We start from the raw sequence: 23,714 nt of genomic DNA, 5'->3' as shown, positions 1-23,714 counted from the left end.
CGAACCCCTGACGGGGGTCTCTGTCAGGCGCGCGTCTCGTGGTTGCGCAACTCCCCGCCCGCGCGGAGCGCCTCGACGTTGGCGACGATCAGCTCGGCAGCACCCACGGGGCGTCCACCGGCAGCGTGTGGCGTCACGATGAGGTGGGGCGTGTCCCACAGTGCGGAGTCGGCTGGAAGTGGCTCCTTGGCGGTCACGTCCAGGGCTGCACCGGCGATGCCGCCTGAGGTGAGCGCTGAGCAGAGCGCGTCCTCGTCGACGGTGGAGCCACGGCCCACGTTGACCACCAGCGCCCGCTGTGACATCAGCGCCAACCTTTCGGCGTTCAGGGCGTTCACGGTGTCGGGTGTGCCGGGAAGGATCATGACGAGCAGATCGGTGCGGGGGAGTTCCTTCTCCAGTTCCGCCTCGGTAACCACGTCGAAGCCGGCGCGGGTGCCGGCGGAGCGTGCCACGCCGCGGACATGGGCGCCCAGTGCGGTCAGCAGAGGGGCGAGGGTCTGCCCGATGGAGCCGAAGCCCCAGATGAGGACGTCAGCGCCCAGCAGCGAGGTGATGTGATCCGGGGTGAGTTGCGTCTGCATGCCACCCAGTTCCCCTGCCCACTCGTGGCGCTTCTGCGCTTCGAAGCATGCGGGGAGCCTCCGCAGCAGGGCCAGGATCAGGGCCAGGGCATGCTCGGTGACGGGACCGTCGTGCAGCCCGACGCCGGAGCAAATGGCCACCGACTTGTCGAAGGGGGCCGCCAGCGCGGCGTCGGCGCCTGCAGACAGGGCCTGCACCAGCTTCAGGCGTGGCAGCCGGGCAGCGTCGTCCGCGAGGCTCCTGCTGCCACGGCCCCAGTCCACCAGCACCTCGGCGTCAGTGTGCTCGTCCGGGATGGGGGAGCGGTGGTCATAGCGGACCCCCACCACCCCGTCGGGGAGGCGCGGATCAAGATCGATGGTGTCGGGCAGCAGAACCTTCATGGACCCATCCAACATCACAGGCCGCGCAGCCATGCAATCTCGGACACATGCCCGTCGCCCGGGGTCTCCAGAATGACGGGGGCGTTGGCTCCACGCACCACGGCGGCGATGTCGTCCCGGTTGATCTCTCCGTTGCCGAGTCCCGTGTGCCTGTCGGCTCCGGAACCGGCGATGTCGCGGGAGTCGTTGCAGTGCACCAGGTCGATGCGCCCCGTGATACCGAGGATGTCGTCCACCAGGGTCGCCAGGTCCAGTCCGCCGGCATGGGCGTGGCAGGTGTCGACGCAGAAACCCACCGAGTCGAGGTTGTCGGAGGTGGAGATGGCCTCCCACACGCCCCGGATGGCCTCCAGGTGCCGGGCCATGGCGTTGTTGCCGCCGGCGGTGTTCTCGATGAGGATCGGCACCTCGAGGTTCAGACCGTCGACGGCCTTGCGCCAGTTGTCGTAGCCGACGGCCGGGTCGTCGTCGGCCGTGACGTGCCCCCCGTGCACGATGACGCCACGGGCACCGACGGCAGCGGCCTCGGTGACGGTCTGCTGCAGCAGTTTGCGGGAGGGAATCCGGATCCGGTTGTTCGGGGATGCCACGTTGATGATGTAGGGGGCATGAATGTAGAGGCCGATGCCGGCTTCCTCCGCAGCGGCGCGCAGGGCGGCAGCGCCCCCCTCGTACCGGGTGGCGGGCTTCTTCCAGCTCTGCGGCTCACCCAGGAAGAACTGCACGATGTCGGCGCCGCGTGCCGCTGCCTCGGCGATGGGATCGATCTGGTCGACGTGGGCTCCGATGTGCAGGCTGTTCATGGTCACGAGCCTAGCGTTGCGGCCCGGCGCGATGCCTCTCAGGCGTGGGCGGCTGTGCTCCACGACGACCTCCCCGCCGCAGCTGGTGAACGGTGGCGGCTGCGACAATGACGCATGCCCCGGACACCGCATGAACCACGGCGGAATGTGACGCTGCCCCAGGCCCGGAGGATCGCCGTCGCCGCGCAGGGTCTGGCCCGCCCGCGCCCGGTGAGCGTCACCATGAGGCAGGTCGACGCCACCATAAGGCGGATGGGCACCCTGCAGATCGACTCCGTGAACGTGCTGGCGCGCAGCCAGTTCCTGCCGCTGTTCTCCCGCCTTGGCCCCTACGACCAGACGCTGCTGGCCAGGGCCGCGCACACTGCGCCGCGCCGCATCACCGAGTACTGGGCGCACCAGGCAGCCTTCATCCCCGTGGCGCTGCACCCATTGTTCCGCTGGCGGATGCAGGCGTATGCAGAGGAGGCATGGGGTTCCATCCGGCGTGCGGAGACGCAGCATGCCGGTCTGGTGCATGAGGTGCTGGCCGCCATCGGCGATCTGGGCCCCATCACGCCCAGCCGGCTCACCGTCGAACTCGGTCACGATCCTGCCTCGCTGCGCGCGCACTGGGGGTGGAACTGGAACGTGGTGAAGACGGTGTGTGAGTTCCTCTTCTTCACCGGTCAGATCGCCACGGCGGCACGGACGTCCCAGTTCGAGCGTGTTTTCGACCTCCCCGAGCGGGTCCTGCCAGCCGACGTGCTCGGCGCACCGACCCCGTCGGTGGAGGAGGCTCACCGTCGGCTCGTCGAGATTGCCGCCAGGGCCCACGGGATCGGGACTGTGAAGTGCCTCGCCGACTACTGGCGACTCAAGGCTGCGCCGACGCGCAGGGCCGTCGACGAACTCGTCGAGGAGGGCGCCCTGGTCCCCGTGTCGGTGGACGGGACACCGGCCTACCTGCACGTCGAGGCGGCCGTCCCCCGACGGGTGCGCGCGCGGGCGCTGCTCAGTCCCTTCGACCCGCTGGTGTGGGAGCGCGACCGGGCGCTGTGGCTGTTCGGCTTCCACTACAGGATCGGTATCTACACCCCAGCCGAACAGAGGGTGCACGGCTACTACGTCCTCCCGTTCCTACTCGACGGCGACCTTGTTGGCCGCGTCGACCTCAAGGCCGACAGGGCTTCCGGGCGTCTCCTGGTCCAGTCGGCATGGCAGGAGCCCGGTGCACCCATGGGCACCGCCGAGGAGCTCGCCCAAGAATTGTTTTCCATGGCCGACTGGCTGCACCTCGACGACGTGGTGGTTGCTTCCAAAGGGGATCTGGCAAGGGAACTTGCAGCCTGTTGCGTGCCCGGGATCCATAAAGGAGAGGTAACGGATTGGTAACGGAAGCTCACTGGAGTTCTCCATTGCACCGGCACCTACGTATGGTCGAAAAGTCATCCGCTGCGCCTGAGGACATTTTTTGCTGCCTCGACGCACATGTACACGACCTGCGTGGTGGTGGATTTCCGGCGCGGGACAGGCCTGCGCCGATACTCGAGGAGCGACACCCATGAAGACTTTCCGACAGCATGCACGCGCGGCAGCAGCGGCCCTTGCCTGCGCCGTGGCGCTGACCGCCTGCTCCGGCTCCGGCGGCGGCGACGGCGACGAGGCCAAGCTCATCACGAAGGGCGAACTCGTTGTCGCCATGAGTGGCGAATTCAAGCCGTTCAGCCACTTCGAGAACAACACCCTCACCGGGTTCGACTACGACATCGCAGCCGCGATTGCCGACGAGATGGGGCTCACCCTCAAGCCCGAGACGGCGTCGTTCGCTTCCCTGATCCAGGGCCTGCAGTCCAACCGCTATGACGCGCTCATCGCGTCGATGACGCCCACCGACAAGCGCAAGGAAGTGGTGGACTTCACCGAGTCCTACTACACCGACGGCGCGCAGTACTTCGTCAAGAAGGATTCGGACTGCGAGGCGTTCGACATTGGCTCCGCGACGAAGGTGGGCGTCGCCAACGGCACCACCTACGACCAGTACCTGAAGGACGAGGGCTTCAAGGGCGAGGTGGTGAGCTTCGAGTCCGACATCACCGCACTCGAGGACACCGAGGCCGGCCGTCTCGACGGCACCATCACGGGCCTGCTCGTGGGGCTGTTCCAGATCCAGGACGCCAAGCGCGACATCCGGGCGTGTGGTGAGCCGTTGTACACCGAGTCGCCCGCCGTCGCCGTCGCCAAGGGCAATCCCCTGAAGGCTGACATCGACGCGGCGCTGAAAAGCATCAAGGACAACGGCACCTACGCCGACATCAGCAACAAGTGGTTCGGCGAGGACATTTCCTAGTGAACTTCTTCGAGATGTTCGCGGAGTACGCGCCGATCTTCCTCAAGGCGACGTGGGTCACCCTTTCGCTGACGGCGGTCGCGCTCGTCTTCGCGGGCATCCTCGGGGCGGGTGTGGCGGCCATGGCCATGAGCCGGATCGCGCCGCTGAAGTGGCTGGCGGCCGGGTTCATCGGTCTCATCCGTGGCACCCCACTCATCGCGCAACTGTTCCTGCTGTACTTCGGGCTCTCCAGCATCGTGGTGCTGGACAAGTTCTGGGCTGGAGCCATCGCGCTGGGTGTGCACAACTCGGCCTACATCGCCGAGATCATCCGGTCAGGATTCCAGTCGGTTCCCAAGGGCCTCGTGGAGGCTGCCCGGTCGCTCGGGATGTCCCGTGAGCGGACGCTGCGACGGGTCCAGGCCCCGCTCGCGTTTCGTGCCATCCTCCCGGTTCTGGGAAGCCAGTTCATCATTGCCGTGAAGGACTCGTCGCTGGTGGCCTTCATCGGGCTCACCGAGTTGTTCCGCACCGCCCAGAACACGGCTGCGGCGACCTACAAACCCCTGTCCACCTACGCGATCGTCTCCGTGTACTACCTGGCGATCGTGCTCGTGCTGACCGCCGTGGTGAACCGCATGGAGAAGCGCCTGGGCCGGCACAAGTCGTGAGGTGACCATGCCTGATTCAGAGAACAACCCCGACCAGAGCGCACAGGACCGCTTCCTTGCAGGCGATGCCGACAAGGGCGAGTCCATCGTGCAGCTGCGCGGGGTGACCAAGAAGTTCGGGGAGACCGTCGTCTTCTCCGACGTGGACCTCGAGGTGGGTGTCAGCGAGGTGGTGGTGCTCATCGGACCCTCGGGCGCCGGCAAGTCCACCCTCCTGCGCTGCGTCAACGGGCTGGAGGAGATCACCTCCGGCGAGATCGTCGTGGCTGGGCAGACGCTCAGCTATGACCAGAAACACCTCAACCGCATCCGCTCCCGGATCGGCATGGTGTTCCAGTCCTTCAACCTGTTCCCGCACATGAGCGTGACGGAGAACATTGCCGTGGCGCAGCGCGATGTGCTGGGACGCGGCAAGGACGAGGCCATCCAGAAGGCGCACAGCCTGCTGGAGAGGGTGGGTTTGTCCCACAAGGCCGACGCCTACCCCGGCAGCCTGTCGGGGGGCCAGCAGCAGCGTGTGGCCATCGCCCGAGCACTGGCCATGGACCCGGCGGTCATGCTCTTCGACGAGCCCACGTCGGCCCTGGACCCGGAACTCGTGGGTGAAGTACTGGCAGTCATGAAGGACCTGGCCGAGGAGGGCATGACCATGATGTGCGTCACGCACGAGATGCGTTTCGCGCGTCGCGTGGCGGACAGGGTGGTCCTCATTGCCGACCACGGCATCGCCGAGCAGGGCCCACCTGACCAGGTGCTGGACCATCCGGTGACCGAGCGGGCCCAACACTTCCTCTCGGAGCTCTCCGACCACTGAGCTGCTCGTCGTCTGTTCCCTGAGTGCCGCCCGTGGGGGACGAAGTGGCGGTGTGTCGAAGAGTTGGTGAGGTGTGGGTGGTCCTTTCATGGAAACGGCCCTGACGATCCGTGGATCGGCAGGGCCGTTTGTCGCAAGCGGGTCGGCTACCTGGTTGCGGGCTCCGGGCGTCGACCGGCGTGCACGTCGAGGTCGAGCAACAGCACCGTGGACAGGTCGTTGGCTGCTGCACGCAGCTGCGTGACGTCGACTGCCTCGTAGTTGTCGGTGACGGCGTCCTCGTAGCCGGACAGCACATCGGTGCGGTCCCGGCCCTCAGCCACCCTCACGGCGATGTCCTGGCGGATGCCGTTGCTGAGGATGCCGCCCTTGCGGGAGGCCAGTTTGGCGAGCGTGGCGGCGTACTTCTCCGCCTCCGCGACGTCTGCGGGGTCCTCGGAGGACAGCATGGTGGCTGTCCGTTCCAGGACGGCCTGGCCGTTCTCGAGCTTCCCCTCGCCGATCTCGGTGATGGCGCGGCGCAGCAGCTCCCGCTCGGGGCGCTTGGATTCGCGAACCATGAGGTGCATCTGCAGGGCCAGTACACGTTCGCGGGTGCGGGCACCCTCGTCGTCGTAGTGGTTCAGGCTCGGGACCACTTCGCTGCGACCGCTGCTCTGGGACATGGTGTCGAGGAATTCGCGGCGTGCCTCATCCGGTGTCGAGATGGTGTCGCGCAGGGGCATGGCCTTGATGGCCAGGGTGGCGAAGAACGAGATCACCAGGATGGGCAGGATCGCGAGGAAGACGATGTGCAGCCTGTCAGCCAGGCCGTGACGGATCGCGTCGGCGACTGCCGGGGGGAGTCCCGCCGTGGCGGAGGGGTCGAGGACGTCGCCGACGCCGACGTTGTTGACCCGGTCGCCCATCTGCTCCGCCACTCCCGGAGGAAGGTGGGAGGTGATGGCCTTGGCCAGTCCGCCAGTCATGAGGGAGCCGAAGACGGCAATGCCGACGGTGGCGCCCACGTTGCGGAAGAACTGCGTGGAGGCCGTCGCGATTCCGAGATCGCGGCGGGCCACGGCGTTTTGCACCACGAGGGTGTATTGCTGCATGGAGGCGCCGAGGCCGATGCCCAGCACCACCATGGCGATGCTCAGCTGGGTCTGGGTGGATTCAGCGTCCAGTCGGCTCATGAGCCATACCCCGGCGAACATGGTGAGCACGCCGAGCAGCATGATCTCCTTGTAGCGGCCGGTGCGCGTGATGAGCAGGCCTGCGCCGATGCCAACGAGGATGAAGCCGATCATGAGCGGCAGCAGGATCAGGCCGGAGTCGGTGGCGCTGACGCCGAGCACGCCCTGCGCGTAGACGGGAATGTAGATGGTGGCGCCGAACATGACCATGGACACCGAGAAGGCTGCAATGTTGGCGGCCGTGAACACGGAGTTGCGGAACAGGCGCAGCGGCAGGAGGGGCTCCTCGGCCTTCATCTCGACGAACACGAATGCCACGACGCCCAGCCCGCCCAGGACGAACAGGGAGATGATGACGGCGGAGTTCCACGCGTAGGTGGTGCCACCCCACGAGGTGGCCAGAAGAATCATGACGAGCGACGGTGCGAGCGTCAGGATGCCCCACACGTCCACCTTGGCTTTGCGTTGCACGTGCGGCAACTTCAGGAAGCGGACCACGAAGAAGAGCGCCACGATGCCGAGCGGGATGGTGGAGAAGAAGTTCCAGCGCCATCCCAGGTTGTCGGTGATGAGGCCACCGGCCAGCGGGCCCGCCACGGAGGTGACGCCGAAGATGGCGCCCATGAAGCCCTGGTACTTGCCGCGCTGCCGCGGCGGGATGATGTCGCCAATGATTGTCTGCGACAGCGGCATGATCGTGCCCATGCCGAGGCCCTGGATGGCGCGGCCGGCGACGAGCATCTCGAAGGAGACACTGAACCCGCTGACGATCGAGCCGAGCATGAAGACGGCTAGGCCGCCGATGTAGAACAGGCGGCGCCCGTACAGGTCGGACAGTTTGCCCATGATGGGGACGCTGACGGCGGAGGTCAGCATGGCGGCCGTGGCCACCCAGGAGTAGTGGTCGATGCCGCCGAGGTCGGCGACGATGCGCGGCATGGCAGGGCCGACGATCGTCTGGCTCACGGAGGCCACGAGCATGCCGATCATGAGGCCTATGAAGACCTGCCGGTCCTGCGGTGAGAGTTTGTACGCGGTTGTGGGCGCTGTGGGGGTCTTGGTCATGCGTTCTCCAGGCTGTCGTTCAATCGGCTGAGTAGGCGGGCGAGCTCGCTCTTGTCCTCGGGGGTCCACTCGCCCAGCGATTCGGTGATGAGGTGTACGCGTCGGGCGCGTTCGGCGGAGAGGGCATGGCGCCCTGCGTCGTTGAGGGACAGCAGGTGTGCGCGTCCGTCCTGTGGGTCGGGGTGGCGCTCGAGGAGCCCGCTGTCGCACAGGTGCGCGACGCGGCGGCTCATGGTGGAAACGTCGAAACCGCGCATGGCGGCGAGGTCGCTGAGACGCGCGCCCTCTGAGCAGGCGCCGGAGGAGAGGGTCACCAGCGTCGAGAAGTCCTGGTGATCCATGCCCTGATGGGGACGTTTCGCCAGTGCCCGCCCCAGGTTTGCGAACAGCCTCGCCATCTCATCGGTTAGTTGCATGATGCAAGCATATACTTTTGGCCGAAGGAGCTGAAATCAACAGCTGTCGCTATCGCTCAGCCGAGCAGGTGGTGGAGCCGCACCTCGTAGGGGTCGAGTCGTGCCGGGTCGCCGCTGCCGGTTGCCAGGACCGTGCGCACGAGTTCGTCGCGGTGTGGGCGGTGCAGATGGCGCCCCGAGAGGTTGACTTCGATGAGCCAGGAGTCGCCGTCGAGCTCGCGCCGCCAGGCGAAGTAGTCGCGACGGTGGGCGTCGACGTAGTGGACATCGCCCAGCCTGAGTGCCCGGTGTTGCCGGCGCAGTTCGATGAGGCGGCGGTAGAAGTTCAGCACGGAGTTTGGGTCCTGCCGCTGTTCCGCCACGGTGTACCCGGTGGACTGCTCATGGAATCCGATCCACGGTGTGCCCGTGGTGAACCCGTGGGACGCGGAATCGTCCCATCGCATGGGAGTGCGCGCATGGTCACGCGACCCGGCCATCACCCCATCGATGCTCTCAGGGTCCTGCTGCAACGCCAGACGGTTCAGGGTCTCGATGTCGCGGAAGGACGCGGCGTCCGGGAAAGCCTGGTTGACGGCCGCGATCTCCTGGCCCTGGTAGATGAACGAGGTGCCCCGCGAGAGCAGCTGGATCGCCGCCAGAGCCTTGCCCAGAGCGGTGCGGTGGCGCGGATCGGCGTCCACTTTCGAGATCATGCGCGGGTTGTCGTGGTTCTCCCAGAACAGGCTCACCCAGTCCCCGGAACCGAGGCGGGATTCACGGGACACCATCTGGGCCTTGAGCTCGTTGAGGTCGTAGCGGTAGTCGTCCCACCGCGTTTTGCCCGGATTGTCCAGCAGGTCGAAGCCAAAGAGGAGATCCAGCTCCTGGCGATCCTCACCTGTGAGGAGTCGGCCGGTCTCAACGCCGATGCCGGGGGTCTCGCCGATCATGACGGCCACGGGATCGCAGCCCGGCCCCTCCGTGGTGTCGCCCGGGCGGGTAAACCCCTCCCGACGCAGCTCGGCCAGGTACCGGTGGAGGTTGGGGCCGTGGAAGTAGTGCTCCACCCCGGGATACTGCATGAGCCGACCGACGAGCTCGTTGCCGTCGGGCAGACCCGGCCGCTTGGAAATGAAGTTGATGACGTCGAGTCGGAAACCATCGATGCCGCGAGCGAGCCACCACTGCACGATGTCGGCCACTTCGCGTCGCACTGCCGGGTTGTCCCAGTTGAGGTCTACCTGACCAGGGGCGAACAGGTGCAGCGCCCAGCGTTTCGCGTCGTCGAGCCATCGCCAGGCAGGGCCGTAGAAGTACGAGCCCCAGTTGTTGGGGAGCAACTCCGGCTCCCCACGGCGAAGCATGTAGTAGCTGCCGTACGGTCCGTCCGGGTCCTTGCGTGCCGCTCTGAACCACGCGTGCTGGTCGGAGGTGTGGTTCACCACCAGGTCGAGGATGATCCGCATCCCCCGCTCGTGGCAGGCGGCGATCAGTTCGTCGATGTCCTCCTGGGTGCCCATCTCGGTCATGACGGCGCGATAGTCGGAGATGTCGTAGCCGTTGTCCTCATTGGGTGACGCGAAGATCGGGGACAGCCACAGGCAGTCGACACCCAGCTCGGTGAGGTGGTCGAGGTGGTTGATGACACCCCGCAGGTCACCGACGCCGTCGCCATTGGAGTCGGCGAAGGACCGTGGGTAGACCTGGTAGAACACTGCCTCCTTCCACCAGTGGGGGACAACGGGGCCGGTGGTGCGGGCCGGGGAGTCGGAGACGTCGTTGAGGAGTTCCAGCAGGGTGTCCATGAAGCCGGGCCCCATCAGACGCCCTCCGACGCGTTCGATGAGACCAAGTGGCAGTGGGCGGATGACGGGGTTGTCCACCCAGAGTCGGGAGCGGCCCATCTGGAGCAGGATTCTGCCGATCACGTCGCGCCCCAACGGGTGGGCATAGACGTCCCCCACGGTTGAGTGGCGGTCCAGGCCACGTCTCGACGAACGGTGCTCTCGCTGCATCACGACAAACCTTCCCTCGTGCGCAGGTCCGAGACGATGCCGGCATAGCGCTTCTCATCCAGTGTGTACCAGCGTCGCAACACCACCCAGCTGATGATCACCAGCACCATGGGCACCACCATCATCACCACTTTGAACGACACCACGCCCGAGGCCGTGAGGTCGGCCGCGGACTGCGCCCGACTGATGCCGGAGACCACGAGGGCGATACCAACAAGGCCGGTGCCGAGCGCGTTCGAGGCCTTGTAGATGAACGGCTGCAGGGCGAACGTGATGGACTCGTTGCGACGGCCCAGCTTCCACTCCCCGTACTCGACACAATCTGCGATGAACAGCAGCATCAGGAGCTGGATGAACGCCTGCCCCATGAACAGCAACACACCGGCCACGGCGATGAGCGCCATCGATGAGCCGGCGAGAGCGAAGACGGCCAGCCCCGCGGCGCACATCGCGGAGGCCACCCCGTGGATCTGGCGACGCGTCAGCCGGGCAGAGACGAGCGGGAAGATGGCCAGGCCGGTGAGCTGCGCCACCCCGAGGATGAGGGCGAAGATGGGGTACATCCCCTCGTCGCCGTACACATACTTGAAGTAGTAGATGCCCAGGCTGGTGGTGGCGGTGTACCCGGCCATGAACAGCAGCATGGCGGCTGTCACCACGAGCAGTTGGTCGTTGCGGGTGATGACGGCGAACAGTTCACGCAGAGGGGTGCGGGCAGTGGGGGTCGCAACCCGCTGTCGCGTGAAGATGAGTGTGAGGGACTGGAACGCCAGCATCAGGGACACGAGGATCACGGCGAAGACGAACCAGGCCTTCTCCTCACTACCCAGCAGGGCCGTGAGCTGGTTCGTGATGGGGATGACACCCACCACGACACTGAAAAGGCCGACGTTGGCGGCGATGCGTGCCACCACCCCAATGGCTTCGCGCTCCTTCAGGTTCCGTGACAGGGACGGGAGCATGCCGTAGAAGGAGATGTCGTTGATGGTGTAGCTGATGCCCCACATCAGGTAGGCCACGGCGAACACCAGGAGGAACCCGGTTCCCCGCAGTCCTGTGTCGACGAACAGGATGAGGGTGGAGACCGCCCACAGCACGGCGCCGACGGCGATCCATGGCTTGAACTTCCCCCACCGGGAGCGGGTGTTGTCGACGACGACACCCATCACCGGGTCGTTCAGTGCGTCGAAGATACGCATGACCACGATGATGACGGTCACGCCCACCAGTGTGGCCTGGGAGATGTTGACCACCTCGGTGAGGTAGTACACAAGGTAGAGGCTGACCAACGCGGCCGACATGTCCCGGCCGATGGTTCCCAATCCGAAGCTCAGCCTGTTGCGCCACCGATCAGGCGCCACGGACCCGTCCGACGACGTCGGATCCCCCCCGAGTCCACTCATGGGCGTCAGTGTTGCACGCCTGCTGGTTACAGCAGCAGCAGTTCGCCATTCATCCCCTCAGGAGACCCGATGCCCGACACAATGGAGGTCCGTGAGGTCACGGAAGCGGGCTGACAAGCACCACGAAGGAGTTGCCATGAGCGAACAGAATCAACCATCCGAGGATGTTGACCGCGTCACCACCGAGGCGCCAGCAGAAGGGGCGGAGAACCCCGGCGACGACACCACTGCGGGCACGCCCCATGCACAGGACCCGGCAGAGGGCGTCGACCCCGATGAACCCGCTCAGCGCTGAGGCAACAGGTGGCGTCCGATCGCGGCAGGCACCCATCGCATGGGGTGATAATGGCGGTAGATGCGCGCCGACGCGCACGCCGTCGGCAATGACGAAGGAGTCAAGATGACCGAAGTGCAGGACCTCCCGGACGAGGGGTCCGACAACCCTGGGGGCTACGGGGAACAGGTGGTCGAAGAGGTACCCGAAGAGGGTTCGGGTAACCCTGGGCCCAACCTGGGGGACGTGGTCAAGGAGGTCCCGGCGGACGGATCCGAGAACCCCGGCCCGAACCTCGACGGAATTGAGGAGAAGGTCCCCGAGGAGGGGTCCCAGAACCCGGGTCCGGAACTCGCCTGAGTCATCTCACCCAGGAACTCATCCCAACTGAGGAAGGATTTGCCATGAGTCAAAAACCACATCCCCGACACGGGTCGGAAAATCCCGGCGGACACTCGCCGGAAGTACCCGAGGAGGTTCCAGCGATGGGGACGCTGAACCCGGGCGGTCACCCCGGCGACGTGCCGGAGGAACGCCCGCACAGGGGTTCACAGAACCCGGGCGGCCACACCGCCGATGAGCCGGAAGAGGTTCCGGGCGAGGGTTCGGACAACCCGGGGCCTGAACTGGTCTGACGTGTGGTTGGTCGAAGGACGGACAGCTCCTACTGGTCTGCAGCGGCAATGCGCCGTTCATGATCCAGCAGGAGCTGTTTCGTGGTGGCGCCCCCGGCGTAGCCGATCAACTGTCCGGAGTACCCCACCAAACGGTGACACGGCACGATGATGCTGAGCGGGTTGCGACCGGTGGCACCACCGACTGCCCGGCTCGCCGTCGGGCGGCCGAGCGACGCCGCCAGCTCCCCGTAGCTCATGGTCTGCGCGTACGGGATCTCCCGCAGGGCATCCCACACCATGATCTGGAAAGTCGTACCCCGGGGCGCCAGCCGGAGGTGGAAGTCGCGACGCTCGCCCGCGAAGTACTCATCGAGCTGGGTCACCACCTCAGCGCCGGCCGCGTCGTCACGTTCCCCCAGGTCGCTGGCGGCGGGCATGTGCTTCTGCTCGAGTCGGTAGAGCCCCGTGAGGGCGCCGTCGTCCAGGACCAGGACGTAGTCACCGACCTCCGTGGTGTGGAAACGATGCTTCATCTTCATCCCCTCCTTGCTGGTTGTGGGGCCCCGGGGCCGTGGTTACGCTGACGTGGATAAGCTGACCCGAACATGATTGACAGGGGAGTCCATGATCGAACAGATTGCCGTGCGGATGCGAGCCACCATCGCCGAGCATCCCCACAACACTGCCACGCGCATCCGCGTCGATGATGCCTGGCGCACCCAGACGTTCACGGAGTTCGGGAAGCGCATCGACGCCGTTGCGCAGGGTCTGCTGGACATCGGCATCGAGGCCGGCGACCGCGTTGGTCTGTTCCTGAACAACTGTCCTGAATGGTCGGAAATCGACTTCGGCGTGGCCACGGTGCGGGGGGTGCTGGTTCCGCTGTACGCCACGTCCACACCCACGCAGATCCGCCACATCGTGGGGGACTCCGAGCTGCGCATCCTGTTCGTCGGTAACCGCAGCGAGTGTGAGCGCGTGCTCTCGGTGAAGTCGGAGCTGCCCTGCCTCGAGACCATCGTCATCGTCAAGCCCTACGACGACCTTCCCGAGGGCGTGATCTCGTTCGCCGATTTCCTCTCGACGCCCGATGACGCGGCGCTGGCAGCGCGTCTGGGGGAGGCGGAGGGCTCTGACCTCGCCTCCATCATCTACACCTCCGGCACTACCGGCGATCCTAAGGGCGTCATGCTGGAGCACAAGGCGCTGGTGCGGCAGAAGGAGGCCCTCGAGAAGGTTTTCGAATTCGGCCCCGAGGATCATTCGTTGGCTTTCCTTCCGCTCTCCCACACCCTGGAGCGTGCATGGACCACCGTCGTGCTGCTCAAGGGATGCATGAACACCTACGTGGAGAACGCCCGCACCGTGGCCGACCAGTTGGTGCTGGCCAGGCCCACGCTGCTCGTGAGTGTTCCTAAGCTGTACGAGACGGTGTTCTCGACGGCGCACGCCAAGGTGTCGTCGTCAGCTGTGAAGCGTCACATCTTCACGTGGGCGCTTCAGGTGGGTGCACGCAACCAGCACTCCTTCCGCAAGGGACGGACCCCCAGCCTGTGGTGGCGCGCCCAGCTGCCATTGGCTGACAAGCTCGTCCACTCCAACGTGCGCGCCGCGATGGGCGGTACCAAGACGGTGCTGGCATGCGGCGGGGCACCGCTCCGCAAGGAGATCGAGGAGTTCTTCTCCTCCATCGGCATGCCCATCTACACCGGCTACGGCCTCACGGAGGCGTCCCCGCTGGTGAGCTTCAACTCGCCGGGTGGGTTCAAGTTCGGCACGGCGGGAAGGGTCATCGTCGGAGGTGAACTGCGTGTCGGTGAGCTCGGGGAGATCCTGTACAAGGGCCCCAACGTCATGGCCGGGTACTGGCACAACGATGAGGCAACGGCTGAGGCCATCCAGGACGGCTGGCTGCACACGGGCGACATCGGCTACGTGGACACCGACGGTTACCTCGTGATCACCGACCGGTTGAAGGACATCATCGTCACGCTGGGGGGCAAGAATGTTGCGCCGCAGCCCATCGAGGGCATGATCCTCGCTGATCCGCTCTTCGAACATGCCGTACTGCTGGGCGACAACCGCCCCTACATCACGCTCCTCGTCAAGCCTGCCCTCCCGCAGGTGGAGGAACTGGGGAAGATGAAGCAGTGGCCTGGAGAGGTGGCCGACTGGCTCGCCGGCAACGAACTCCTCGACGAGGTCAAGCGTCGCGTCGCCGAGCTGACTGCCATGCTGCCCAGTCAGGAACGGCCCCGTGAGACGGCGGTCATGGATGATGAGCTCACCATGGACAACGGCATGCTGACTCCCACGCTGAAGGTGCGTCGGCGTCAGGTGGAGGAACGGTTCAAGGCGTTGATCGAGGACATGTACGCACGCCTTGATCGTCTCCGCTCCGACCGCTGAGGATGGCCGTTCGGAACCGTCGGATCTGGTGGGCCTCGTGGCCCGGCGCTCTGGCGGTGGGGCTTGTCTCGCTGATGATGGTGCTGGCCGGGGCTGTGCCGTTGGCGCTGTTCTCCCTGCTGGCCACCTCCGACCCGTCCGGCACCGACGTCGGGGTGGCGGATGCCCCCGGCGTCGGGCTGCGGGTGCTGTGGATGGTGCTGGCCGTTGCGGCGTTGGCTCTTCCGGTAGCGGTGGTGGTACTCGCCCGTAAAAGGTGGCTGGGCTGGACCCTGGCAGGGCTCGCGGGCAGCGGAGTTGTCCTTGCCGTGGGTCTGGGGATGATGGGAATCCTCTTACTCTGGGACCGCCCTTTGCGTGGCGCGCCAACCCGGGGCACGATTGCGGCTATGGGACTGATGGATTTCCTCAGCAAGCGCATGCCGGGGCTGAGCGTCGACGAGACATTGATGGCACTCAGCAAGGGGGCCGTGCTGATTGACGTCCGCACCAAGGCCGAGTACGAGAACGGCCACGCCCCCGGCGCCCGGCCCGTGGATCCGAAAGCCCTTCACGATGATCCTGATCTGGCGATCCATGGCGACGACCCACTCGCCGAGCGTGACGCAGCCATCATCGTCATGTGCGACAACGGACTGCGGTCGTCGGTGGCGGCCGCAGAACTGCGCAGCAAGGGGTTGCTGGCCGAATCCGTGGCCGGTGGCTTGTTCGCCTGGATTCGCGACGGCAACCCCTCCATCCCCGGCCCGTACCGCCGCCGATGAAGTGGGTCGTACCGGCCGCTGCCGGGGCGGGCCTCGTGGGCGCGGTGGGTTCCTATCTGGTGGGGCGACGGGTCATCGACACGCACGTCACCGACTACGCAACGCACTGGGGTATCCGGCCCGGCCAGCTCCCCGAGGGGGTGCTGCACTACGTGGCGCTCGGCGACTCCGCCGCCCAGGGCGTGGGGGCCTCCCGCGTGGGGGCGTCGTACGTGGCGATCATCGCGGCACGCCTCGCTGAGCAGACGGGCCGTGAGGTGGCCGTCACCAACCTGTCGGTCTCGGGCGCAGTCAGCGACGACGTCGTGGCCCACCAACTGCCCCAACTGGCGGACCTCCCGTTCACCCCCGACATCATCACCATGGACATCGGGGCCAACGACGTCGTGTTCCCGGGGCACGACACCGACACGTTCACCCGTTCCATGCGCGTCATTCTGGAAGCGCTGCCGCGGGGAAGTTTCGTGGCGGACGTGCCGTGGTTCATGATCCCGGGCCTCGACAAGCAGTCGCGCAACATGGCGGCGGCCGCCGCAGCCCTGGTACGACTTTCCGGCCACCACCTGGTGGCGATCCACGAGGCGTCCAGGGCCGTGGGTCGGCTGGCCTACCTGCGCTACACGGCGCAGGACCTGTTCCACCCCAACGACAAGGGCTACGCCAGCTGGGCGCAGGCGTTCTGGGATGCCATCGTCGCATCGGGGCGCCTGGATGATCTGGCGCAGATCCCGCCGGCGGAGGACGCCCCGGCTTCACCTTGAGGGCAGAACCCGGCCGGACGCGTCGACAGCGGGGCTTCCCGGGGTCCGCTTTCGCTCGAGGGGCCCCACTCCGGTAGAGTCGGGCGTCGGTCGGCATTCAGCCGGCCACGCACTCCTGCCGCGGGACATCCTCGCGGCCGTCAGTCCACAGGAGGTTGTGCCAAAGCATGCGTAAGTACGAAGTCATGGTCATCATCGACTCCGACGTCGATGAGCGTCAGGTTCCGGCTCTGGTCGAGAAGCACCTCGAAACCATCACCAAGGGTGGTGGCACCGTCGACAACAACGACCTCTGGGGTCGTCGTCGTCTCGCCTACGACATCAACAAGAAGTCCGAAGGCATCTACGCCGTCCTCAGGATCACCGCCGAACCGGCCGTTGTCCAGGAGATGGATCGCCTCATGGGCATCGACGAGGCAATCGTGCGGACCAAGGTCCTGCGCGTTGAGGAGCCCAAGAAGTCCAAGGACAAGGACAAGGACTCCAAGGAGTCCAAGGCCGTGAAGTCCGAGGACTGAGTCCTTTCAACACATCCAGTCGGGATTGATGATGCACTCGGGCTGATGCCCACAGTGCACGTCAACAATCCCAACGTCCGATCCCGGAGGAAACATGGCAGGCGAAACACAGATCACACTGGTCGGCAACCTCACCGCCGACCCCGAGCTGCGCTTCACCCCGAGCGGTGCAGCCGTCGCGAACTTCACTGTCGCGTCCACGCCCCGCATGTTCGACCGTCAGACCAATGAATGGAAAGACGGCGACGCCATGTTCATCACCTGCTCGGTCTGGCGTCAGTACGCCGAGAACGTGGCGGAATCCCTGCAGAAGGGGTCCCGCGTCATCGTTTCCGGCCGGCTGAAGTCACGCAGCTACGAAACCCGCGAGGGTGAGAAGCGCACCGTGTTCGAGGTTGATGTCGAAGAGGTCGGTCCCGCCCTCCGTTACTCCACCGCCAAGCTCACACGAACCACCGCTGGTGGTTCCGGTGGCGGCGGCGGTGGCCAGTGGCAGGGCAACCAGAACACTGGTGGCTCAAACAGCAGCGGCGGCGGCGGAGGCCAGGATCCCTGGTCCAGCAGCAGCAGCAGCAGCAGCAGTTCGCCGGCAGGCGGCAACCGCGGAGCAAGCGATCCGTGGGCGCAGAGCAATGCCGAAGAGCCCCCGTTCTGATCCACCACCACAACTGACCTTGCCAAGGTCAGCTGGCACATTCCGTCTTAGGGACGGGCTTCCATTGGGCGCCGCCGGCGCCTGCACCACAAGGAGAGCACCACAATGGCCGGTCCACAGCGCAAACCTGTGAACAAGAAGAAGATCATGCCGGTGAAGACGACTCGCGTCGCCAACGTCGACTACAAAGACACCAACCTTCTGAAGAAGTTCATTTCAGAACGAGGAAAGATCCGCGCCCGCCGCGTCACTGGCCTTTCGGTCCAGGACCAGCGCAAGGTCGCTATTGCCGTCAAGAACGCGCGTGAGGTTGCTCTGCTGCCTTACGCCTCAACCGCTCGCTGATTGGGGAGTGCATTATGAAGCTCATTCTCACCAGCACCGTTGAAAAAATCGGTATCGCCGGCGACGTCGTCGAGGTCAAGGACGGCTACGGCCGTAACTTCCTCCTGCCCCAGGGCAAGGCGATCCGCTGGACCCGTGGCACCGAGAAGCAGATCGAGGGCATCAAGCGCTCTCGTGACGCACGCGAAATCCGCGGCGCAGACCATGCCGCTGAGATCCGTACCCAGATTGAGGGCCTGCAGATCAAGGTCCCGGCCCGCGTCTCCGACTCGGGTCACCTGTTCGGCTCCGTCACGACCAGCGACCTCGTCGTTGCCGTGAAGAAGGCTGGCGGCCCCTCGATCGACAAGCGCTCCGTCTCCTTCGCCAAGCCGGTGAAGTCGGTCGGTCAGCACACCGCAGCCATCAAGCTGCACAACGCGGTCACCGCGCACGTTCCTTTCGAGGTCGTAGCCAGCTGAGCGCAACCCAGCAACGCAGAAGAACCCCGGCCACCTGGCCGGGGTTCTTCTGCGTTGTAGAGGGTTTCTCAGCCCTTGGTGGCGCCCTGGGTCAGCCCTGCCACGATCCATCGGCTTGCGAAGGCGAACAGCACCATGGTGGGAAGGATCGTCAGGACGGCGGCGGCTGACATGGGCCCCCATTCGATGTTGAAGTTCGAGATGAAGCCGTTCAGCGCCGTGGGGATGGTCTTGCGGTCATCGGTGTTGATGAGCGTCACCGCAAGAAACAGTTCGTTCCAGCTGTTCACAAAATTGAAGATGAACGTGGCAATGATGCCGGGCGTCATCACCGGAACGATGACCCTCCACAGCGCCCCGAAGCGGCTGGCGCCGTCCACCATGGCTGCCTCCTCGAGGCTGTCGGGGACGTTGTCGAAGAAGCCGCGCAGCATGATGGAGGCAAACGGGATGGACATCGCGATGTAGACCAGTACGAGGCCGAAACGCTTGTCGACCAGCCCCAGGTTGGTGAACATCTGGTAGAGGGGCCCCAGTGCGATGAAGGCCGGGATCATCTGGGTGACCAGGAAGGCCATCATCACCGCACCCTTGCTGCGGAAGTGGAACCGTGACAAGACGTAGGCACTCAGCAGCGCGATGGTCGTGGCCACGAACGCTGCAGATGCAGACACCACCAGGCTGTTGAGCAGGTAGGCGCCAAACTCCGACTTCTGGAAGAGGCTGGTGTAGTTGCTGAATGAGAACTCCCGCGGCCAGTAGCGGACCGGATATTCGGCGATTTGATTGGCCGGTTTGAACGAGGTCAGCAGTATCCAATACAGGGGGAACAACGAGATGAGGGCCCAGACTCCCAGACCTGCAGCCCGCGGAATGCTCACCCACAGCGGATCTTTCTGGATCATGGCTTTCGCTCCCTCGTGAGCAGCGTGAGGTACACGCCTGTGAAGACCACGAGGACGCCCATGACGATGAACCCGAGTGCAGACGCCAGGCCGTAGTCACCCTGCTGCGTGAACTGGATCATCCACGTGGTGGCAATCTGGGTCTGGTTGCCGGGGCCGCCTCCGGTCATTCCATAGATGATGTCGGGGAAGTTGAATATCCAGATCACTCGCAGGAGAACGGTCAGGACCAGTGTGGTGCGAATCGTGGGGATGGTGACGCGCGTCAGGGTCCGCCACCTGCCAGCCCCGTCGATGGCTGCGGCCTCGTGCAACTCGTGCGGTACTGATTGCAGCGCGGCGAGGATCATGATGGCGAAGAAGGCCACGCCGTACCAGACGTTGGCGACGATGACGGCGACGAGTGCGAGGTCGGGATTCGCCAGCCAGGGGATGGGCTTGGCGCTGACGCCCGTCCTCATCAGCATGTCGTTGAAGACACCGAACTCCGAGTTGAACATCCAGCGGAAGAGGATGCCGATGAGGAAGCCGGACACGGCCCATGGGTAGAAGATCATCGCCTGGTACACGCCGCGGAAGCGGAACTTCTTGCGCAGCCCCAGTGCCAGCATGAAACCGATGAGGAACTGCACCACCAAGGAGGCGACCACCCACACCAGCGAGTTGAGCATCACCTTGCTGAAGAGCGGGTTCGCGATCAGGGTCGTGAAGTTCTCCAGCCCGATGAACGGCGTGCTGGTCAGGTCGTACAGCGACCACTTGCGAAACGCCATCTGCCCACCGACCACGAGGGGGTAGTAGGTGAAGATGATGACGAAAATGAACGCGGGCGTGAGGTAGGCGAGGATCGTGAGCGACGTGCGTTTGGTGAACTGTCGCCGCCTGGGCGGGGGCGCCTCGTGTGTGCGCCCCCGCTCGGCGACCTCATCGGTCGAGGCTGACATGGGTCAGCCGTTCCACTTTTCGGTCCAGAACGTGTCCCAGCTCTTGAGCATGTCAGCCGTGGACATCTTGCCGAGCAGGACCTGCTGCAGGTCCGTTTCCGACTTCTGCATCCACTCGGTCCACCATGCGACGTCACGGGGTTCCGTGACGCTGATCCACGTCTCTGGTTGGGAGGTCATCTCCACATAGGCCGCCCAGGGGCCGGTCTTGAAGAACTCGTCCTCGCCGGCAGACTTCAGAATCGGCACCAGCGAGTTCTCCTTGGCGAACTTCGTGGAGATGTCCCCGGACAGCCACTGGACCAGCTTCACCGCTTCCGGCTTGTGCTTCGATGCCTCTGCCACGCCCCAGCCTGCAGTGGCCATGGGCCAGGCGGCCTTGCCTGTGGGCCCAACCGGGTTGGGGGCAACACCCCACTGATCAGCGGTCAGCGTGGAATCGTTGACCACGGCGATCACTTCCGGATCCTGGAGCAGGAATGCGGTGGACCCGTTGGTGAAGGCCTGGACCATCTCGGAATAACCCCATGACACTGACGATTCTGGCGAGCCCGTCTTGAACAGGTCGATGTAGCGGTCGATCGCCGTCTGCGACTCCGGCGTGGAGAAGATGGTCTTGCCGCTCGTCACCTTGTAGGCGTTGGTGACGTCCAGATTGTCGGCGTTGTAGGCCTGAAGGATGCTGAGCACCTGGCCGGCCGAGTTCTTCCCGCCACGGAAGGCGTAGCCGTACTTGTTCTTCGTCGGGTCCTGGATCTTGGCTGCCTGCGTGATCAGGTCATCCCAACTCTTGGGTGCGCCGTCGAAGCCGGCCTCCTTGACCATGTCTGTCCGGTAGAACAGGCTGAGCCCGTAGAACCCGTAGGGAACGTAATACGACTTCCCGTCCTCGCCGACTGCGACGGTCTTGGCTTGGTCGGTCAACTTGTCCAGGCCCTCCCAGCTCTTGAGGTCCCCGGACATGTCGTACAGCCATGTGTTGTTGCTGAAGGGGCCCACCGTGAGGTCGCGGACCTCCAGCACATCCACGCCGGATCCTGACTGGAGCATCTGCTGGATCTTCTGATCAGCCTGCTCGGTTGGCGGTGAGATGAGTTGCACCTTGATCCCGGGATTCTCGGTCTCGAACTCGGAGAGCATGCCCTTGAGCAACTCGGTGCGAGCGGGGTTGGTGAGGCTCTCCACCATGGTGATGGTGACGTCCCCGCCATCGGACTTGTCGTCGCCCCCGCCGCCGCTGCCGGAACATCCGGTCAATGACAGTGCGAGCGCTGAGACGGCGGCCACTGTGGTCAGAAGCTTCTTGCGCATCGATCCTCCTTGATGATGATGATGGTGTGTCGTGTTCACGTGATCCCCCTGGTCTGGTCGGATGACCATGCGTGAAGCAGGGGGATTCCCACGCTGGCCAGATACTCGAAGTCGTGGATGGAGGTGTAGGCGTGTGCTGACAGTCGCATGTAGCCGGATCCATCGAAGTTCGTGAAGGCGGCTGCGATTCCCGTGGCGTCCCCGAACGGAACCCGGAGAGCATCTGCCTCGGAATGTGTGCTGGCCAGGGTTCCCGGAAGGCGGAGCAGCCTCATGGGTCCGACCGGTTGTCCCACATCTGGACAGGGATTCTCCACGAGACCGTCCAACGACTCAGCGACTAACGCGCAACCGGCATCCATCACTGCGCGCGCGTGGTCACGGATCTGGGACCAGCCAATGGACTCGTCCAAGTGGCGCCACGCGAACGGGGCGGTCAACCAGGCGGTGATGTCCAGGGTGCCGTTGTGGTCGAAGCGCTGTGGGAATGGGCTTGGCGAACCCCATGAGTCGATCACGGGGTAGAGGTCCTGTCCCGTTCCCCGTGAAACCAGAACCGCTGCGCCCCGGGGCGCGCACACGAACTTGTGCAGGTTCCCCACCCAGTAGTCGGCTTCCTTGCACACGGGATCGGCAAGAACACCCGGGGCGTGGGCGCCGTCGACAAGCGTCAGCACCCCCCTCTCCCGTGCTGCCCGGCAGATGTCGTCGACCGGGAACTGGCGGGCCGTGGCAGAGGTCACTTGGTCCACCACCAAGAGGTGGGGCCTGTGGTGATCGAGGGCTGCGACGATGATGGAGATCGCCTCGTCGGCCGTTGCACACAGCGGGATCCGCGCCGTGCCCATCCGCCCTCCGGTGCGCTGCGCAAGGCGGTCGGCACCCATGGTGATGGCGCCGTAGCCGTGGTCGGTGACCAGAACATCGACGGGATCTGCACCCAGCAGCGACTGGAAGACAACCGAGGCGCCGGCTGAGGCGTTCAGCACGAACGCCATGTGGGCGGGGTCGACGGCGAGAAGTGTTGCCATGTCTTCCCTGGCGGATGCGATGCGAGGTGCCAACGTGGCGAACCACCTCACGGGGTTCCACTCCATGAGGCCACGCAGTCGGGCCTGCTCCTCCTGCACTGTCACGGGCACAGCGCCGAAGGAGCCGTGGTTCATGTGGTGCACCACAGGATCGAGCGACCATCGCGGCTCGGGATCGGACCATGCCGTTGATGGGACCTTCGAAGGGGATTTCGACATTGATTGCCTCCTGTCGGACAAGTATGCGACAAGTACTCGCTTTTGGCTATGGATGGACGTGAAAACATCGCTATTGTCAGACAATCCTGAGGTGGGCGCGGGATGGGATGATCGACACAGGAGGCGAGATGAGCGCTGTGGAGACCGCAAGGACCGGGCTTGCCCGGATGATTGCTTCGGGGGAGTTGGGCGCAGGGCAACTTCTTCCCAGCGAGGCTGACCTCTGTGAGCGTTTTGGTGTGTCGCGGAGTTCGCTGCGCGAGGCGCAGAAGATGCTCTCGGTGGCTGGCGTGCTGACCTCGCGGCCGGGTCGCAGGTCCGCCGTGTCTGAGATGAAGGCTCCCCAGATCATGTCGGGGCTGGAGATGGTGATGCCGCTGCTTCCATTGGACCGCTACCTGGAACTGTTCTCGCTGAGGGAGGTCCTGGAGGGTCACGTTGCGGCCCAGGCGGCAGCACGGATGACCGATGCCGAGTGCGGCCGCCTCGTCGAACTGGCCGAAGAGTTGGCAACGACGCCGCCTTCAGATCTCGCGCAGACGCTGGACGCCGAGTTCCATTCAATGATCATTCGTGGTGCTGGCGACGAGATGGTCGCGTCTCTCCTGGAGGTCATGCGCCGGCGTGGCCGCGATTACCGGATGTTCGAGATGTCTGAAGGGGACACGTTGAAGGGCATCAGCGATCACGCGCATGGGGAGATCGCTTTGGCCATCAGGAACCGTGATCCCGAATCCGCCCGGTACCTGTCCATGCAGCATGTACGAGTGACAAGGGCGTGGTTGGAGAGCTTGCGGCCGGGCCCCATCGTGTTCGAGCCGGACCCTGGCGGGAGTTCTGCACGGGCCTGATTCATCGACGGGTGGGGCGGCTCAGC

The 23,714-nt window shown here is 65.0% G+C and carries 25 protein-coding genes and 1 pseudogene; 15 read left to right on the top strand and 11 right to left on the bottom strand.

Annotated features, from left to right (window positions below):
- Window positions 1–23: 23 nt before the first annotated feature.
- Both EAX62_RS01320 and EAX62_RS01315 read right to left on the bottom strand, forming a co-directional pair.
- Window positions 24–968 (bottom strand): NAD(P)-dependent oxidoreductase, encoded by a 945-nt coding sequence (locus EAX62_RS01320; protein WP_121900932.1) that lies wholly within the window; start codon window positions 966–968, stop codon window positions 24–26.
- A 14-nt stretch (window positions 969–982) separates the two neighbouring features.
- Window positions 983–1,771: a deoxyribonuclease IV gene (locus EAX62_RS01315; RefSeq protein ID WP_121899879.1), complete on the bottom strand. Its 789-nt coding sequence runs from the start codon at window positions 1,769–1,771 to the stop codon at window positions 983–985.
- A gap of 252 nt (window positions 1,772–2,023) precedes the next feature.
- Between EAX62_RS01315 and EAX62_RS01310 the strand changes: the two genes are divergently transcribed.
- From EAX62_RS01310 to EAX62_RS01295, 4 genes are all read left to right on the top strand, one after another.
- Complete coding sequence (locus EAX62_RS01310; RefSeq protein WP_233557754.1) at window positions 2,024–3,145, top strand: winged helix-turn-helix domain-containing protein; 1,122 nt, start codon at window positions 2,024–2,026, stop codon at window positions 3,143–3,145.
- A gap of 169 nt (window positions 3,146–3,314) precedes the next feature.
- Window positions 3,315–4,100, top strand: a complete 786-nt coding sequence (locus EAX62_RS01305) for a transporter substrate-binding domain-containing protein (RefSeq protein ID WP_121899877.1) — start codon at window positions 3,315–3,317, stop codon at window positions 4,098–4,100.
- Entirely contained in the window at window positions 4,100–4,753 is a 654-nt protein-coding gene (locus tag EAX62_RS01300) for an amino acid ABC transporter permease (protein WP_456119767.1), read from the top strand. The genes EAX62_RS01305 and EAX62_RS01300 overlap by 1 nt, the downstream gene beginning before the upstream one ends.
- Window positions 4,754–4,760: 7 nt before the next feature.
- Window positions 4,761–5,567, top strand: a complete 807-nt coding sequence (locus EAX62_RS01295) for an amino acid ABC transporter ATP-binding protein (protein WP_121900930.1) — start codon at window positions 4,761–4,763, stop codon at window positions 5,565–5,567.
- A 146-nt stretch (window positions 5,568–5,713) separates the two neighbouring features.
- Here EAX62_RS01295 and EAX62_RS01290 read toward each other — a convergent pair whose 3' ends face one another.
- From EAX62_RS01290 to EAX62_RS01275, 4 genes are read right to left on the bottom strand one after another with little or no spacing between them, the layout of a single operon-like run.
- The gene (locus EAX62_RS01290; RefSeq protein WP_121899876.1) at window positions 5,714–7,807 is read right to left on the bottom strand and encodes an MDR family MFS transporter; all 2,094 of its coding nucleotides are present in this window, start codon (window positions 7,805–7,807) and stop codon (window positions 5,714–5,716) included.
- Window positions 7,804–8,223 carry a MarR family winged helix-turn-helix transcriptional regulator gene (locus EAX62_RS01285; protein WP_121899875.1) on the bottom strand — a complete coding sequence of 140 codons (420 nt, stop codon included), beginning with the start codon at window positions 8,221–8,223 and terminating at the stop codon, window positions 7,804–7,806. The genes EAX62_RS01290 and EAX62_RS01285 overlap by 4 nt, the downstream gene beginning before the upstream one ends.
- A 56-nt stretch (window positions 8,224–8,279) precedes the next feature.
- Window positions 8,280–10,220 (bottom strand): alpha-glucosidase, encoded by a 1,941-nt coding sequence (locus EAX62_RS01280; protein ID WP_121899874.1) that lies wholly within the window; start codon window positions 10,218–10,220, stop codon window positions 8,280–8,282.
- Window positions 10,220–11,623 carry a glycoside-pentoside-hexuronide (GPH):cation symporter gene (locus EAX62_RS01275; protein ID WP_233557753.1) on the bottom strand — a complete coding sequence of 468 codons (1,404 nt, stop codon included), beginning with the start codon at window positions 11,621–11,623 and terminating at the stop codon, window positions 10,220–10,222. The genes EAX62_RS01280 and EAX62_RS01275 overlap by 1 nt, the downstream gene beginning before the upstream one ends.
- A gap of 136 nt (window positions 11,624–11,759) precedes the next feature.
- On the opposite strand from EAX62_RS01275, the gene EAX62_RS16620 reads away from it, so the two are divergent.
- From EAX62_RS16620 to EAX62_RS16615, 3 genes are all read left to right on the top strand, one after another.
- Entirely contained in the window at window positions 11,760–11,918 is a 159-nt protein-coding gene (locus tag EAX62_RS16620; RefSeq protein ID WP_158600445.1) for a hypothetical protein, read from the top strand.
- A gap of 105 nt (window positions 11,919–12,023) precedes the next feature.
- The gene (locus EAX62_RS01270) at window positions 12,024–12,257 is read left to right on the top strand and encodes a hypothetical protein (RefSeq protein ID WP_147453965.1); all 234 of its coding nucleotides are present in this window, start codon (window positions 12,024–12,026) and stop codon (window positions 12,255–12,257) included.
- A 44-nt stretch (window positions 12,258–12,301) separates the two neighbouring features.
- Window positions 12,302–12,532, top strand: a complete 231-nt coding sequence (locus EAX62_RS16615) for a hypothetical protein (RefSeq protein ID WP_158600443.1) — start codon at window positions 12,302–12,304, stop codon at window positions 12,530–12,532.
- 29 nt (window positions 12,533–12,561) lie between these two features.
- Here EAX62_RS16615 and EAX62_RS01265 read toward each other — a convergent pair whose 3' ends face one another.
- Window positions 12,562–13,047 (bottom strand): methylated-DNA--[protein]-cysteine S-methyltransferase, encoded by a 486-nt coding sequence (locus tag EAX62_RS01265; RefSeq protein ID WP_121900929.1) that lies wholly within the window; start codon window positions 13,045–13,047, stop codon window positions 12,562–12,564.
- Between the two features lie 91 nt (window positions 13,048–13,138).
- Between EAX62_RS01265 and EAX62_RS01260 the strand changes: the two genes are divergently transcribed.
- The 7 genes and pseudogenes from EAX62_RS01260 (at window position 13,139) to rplI (ending at window position 18,427) form a co-directional block, all read left to right on the top strand.
- On the top strand, window positions 13,139–14,923 hold the full coding sequence (locus EAX62_RS01260) for an AMP-dependent synthetase/ligase (protein ID WP_121899871.1): 1,785 nt from the start codon (window positions 13,139–13,141) through the stop codon (window positions 14,921–14,923).
- A 2-nt stretch (window positions 14,924–14,925) separates the two neighbouring features.
- Window positions 14,926–15,687: a rhodanese-like domain-containing protein gene (locus tag EAX62_RS17425; protein WP_233557752.1), complete on the top strand. Its 762-nt coding sequence runs from the start codon at window positions 14,926–14,928 to the stop codon at window positions 15,685–15,687.
- On the top strand, window positions 15,684–16,448 hold the full coding sequence (locus EAX62_RS01250) for an SGNH/GDSL hydrolase family protein (protein ID WP_121899870.1): 765 nt from the start codon (window positions 15,684–15,686) through the stop codon (window positions 16,446–16,448). The genes EAX62_RS17425 and EAX62_RS01250 overlap by 4 nt, the downstream gene beginning before the upstream one ends.
- A gap of 167 nt (window positions 16,449–16,615) precedes the next feature.
- Window positions 16,616–16,897 (top strand): annotated as a pseudogene (gene rpsF, locus EAX62_RS01245) (30S ribosomal protein S6); the annotation flags it as partial.
- A gap of 163 nt (window positions 16,898–17,060) precedes the next feature.
- A complete protein-coding gene (locus tag EAX62_RS01240) occupies window positions 17,061–17,621 on the top strand; it encodes a single-stranded DNA-binding protein (protein WP_121899868.1) in 561 nt (186 codons plus the stop codon).
- Window positions 17,622–17,726: 105 nt separating this feature from the next.
- On the top strand, window positions 17,727–17,966 hold the full coding sequence (gene rpsR / locus EAX62_RS01235; RefSeq protein WP_121899867.1) for a 30S ribosomal protein S18: 240 nt from the start codon (window positions 17,727–17,729) through the stop codon (window positions 17,964–17,966).
- A 14-nt stretch (window positions 17,967–17,980) separates the two neighbouring features.
- Window positions 17,981–18,427 carry a 50S ribosomal protein L9 gene (gene rplI, locus EAX62_RS01230; RefSeq protein WP_121899866.1) on the top strand — a complete coding sequence of 149 codons (447 nt, stop codon included), beginning with the start codon at window positions 17,981–17,983 and terminating at the stop codon, window positions 18,425–18,427.
- Between the two features lie 68 nt (window positions 18,428–18,495).
- Here rplI and EAX62_RS01225 read toward each other — a convergent pair whose 3' ends face one another.
- From EAX62_RS01225 to EAX62_RS01210, 4 genes are read right to left on the bottom strand one after another with little or no spacing between them, the layout of a single operon-like run.
- The gene (locus EAX62_RS01225) at window positions 18,496–19,332 is read right to left on the bottom strand and encodes a carbohydrate ABC transporter permease (protein WP_121899865.1); all 837 of its coding nucleotides are present in this window, start codon (window positions 19,330–19,332) and stop codon (window positions 18,496–18,498) included.
- Window positions 19,329–20,276, bottom strand: coding sequence for a carbohydrate ABC transporter permease (locus EAX62_RS01220; protein WP_121899864.1), 948 nt, complete (start codon window positions 20,274–20,276; stop codon window positions 19,329–19,331). Before EAX62_RS01220 ends, EAX62_RS01225 begins: the two co-directional genes overlap by 4 nt.
- 3 nt (window positions 20,277–20,279) lie before the next feature.
- A complete protein-coding gene (locus EAX62_RS01215; protein WP_121899863.1) occupies window positions 20,280–21,587 on the bottom strand; it encodes an ABC transporter substrate-binding protein in 1,308 nt (435 codons plus the stop codon).
- Between the two features lie 35 nt (window positions 21,588–21,622).
- Complete coding sequence (locus tag EAX62_RS01210; protein ID WP_121899862.1) at window positions 21,623–22,837, bottom strand: aminotransferase class V-fold PLP-dependent enzyme; 1,215 nt, start codon at window positions 22,835–22,837, stop codon at window positions 21,623–21,625.
- Window positions 22,838–22,965: 128 nt separating this feature from the next.
- On the opposite strand from EAX62_RS01210, the gene EAX62_RS01205 reads away from it, so the two are divergent.
- Window positions 22,966–23,688: a FadR/GntR family transcriptional regulator gene (locus EAX62_RS01205; RefSeq protein ID WP_121900927.1), complete on the top strand. Its 723-nt coding sequence runs from the start codon at window positions 22,966–22,968 to the stop codon at window positions 23,686–23,688.
- Window positions 23,689–23,714 lie beyond the last annotated feature (26 nt).

The sequence above is a fragment of the Tessaracoccus antarcticus genome (assembly GCF_003688855.1).
Classification (GTDB): Bacteria; Actinomycetota; Actinomycetes; order Propionibacteriales; family Propionibacteriaceae; genus Arachnia; species Arachnia antarctica.
The sequence above is the reverse complement of the archived record's forward strand: the minus strand, read 5'-3'. Positions and strand labels throughout refer to the sequence as shown.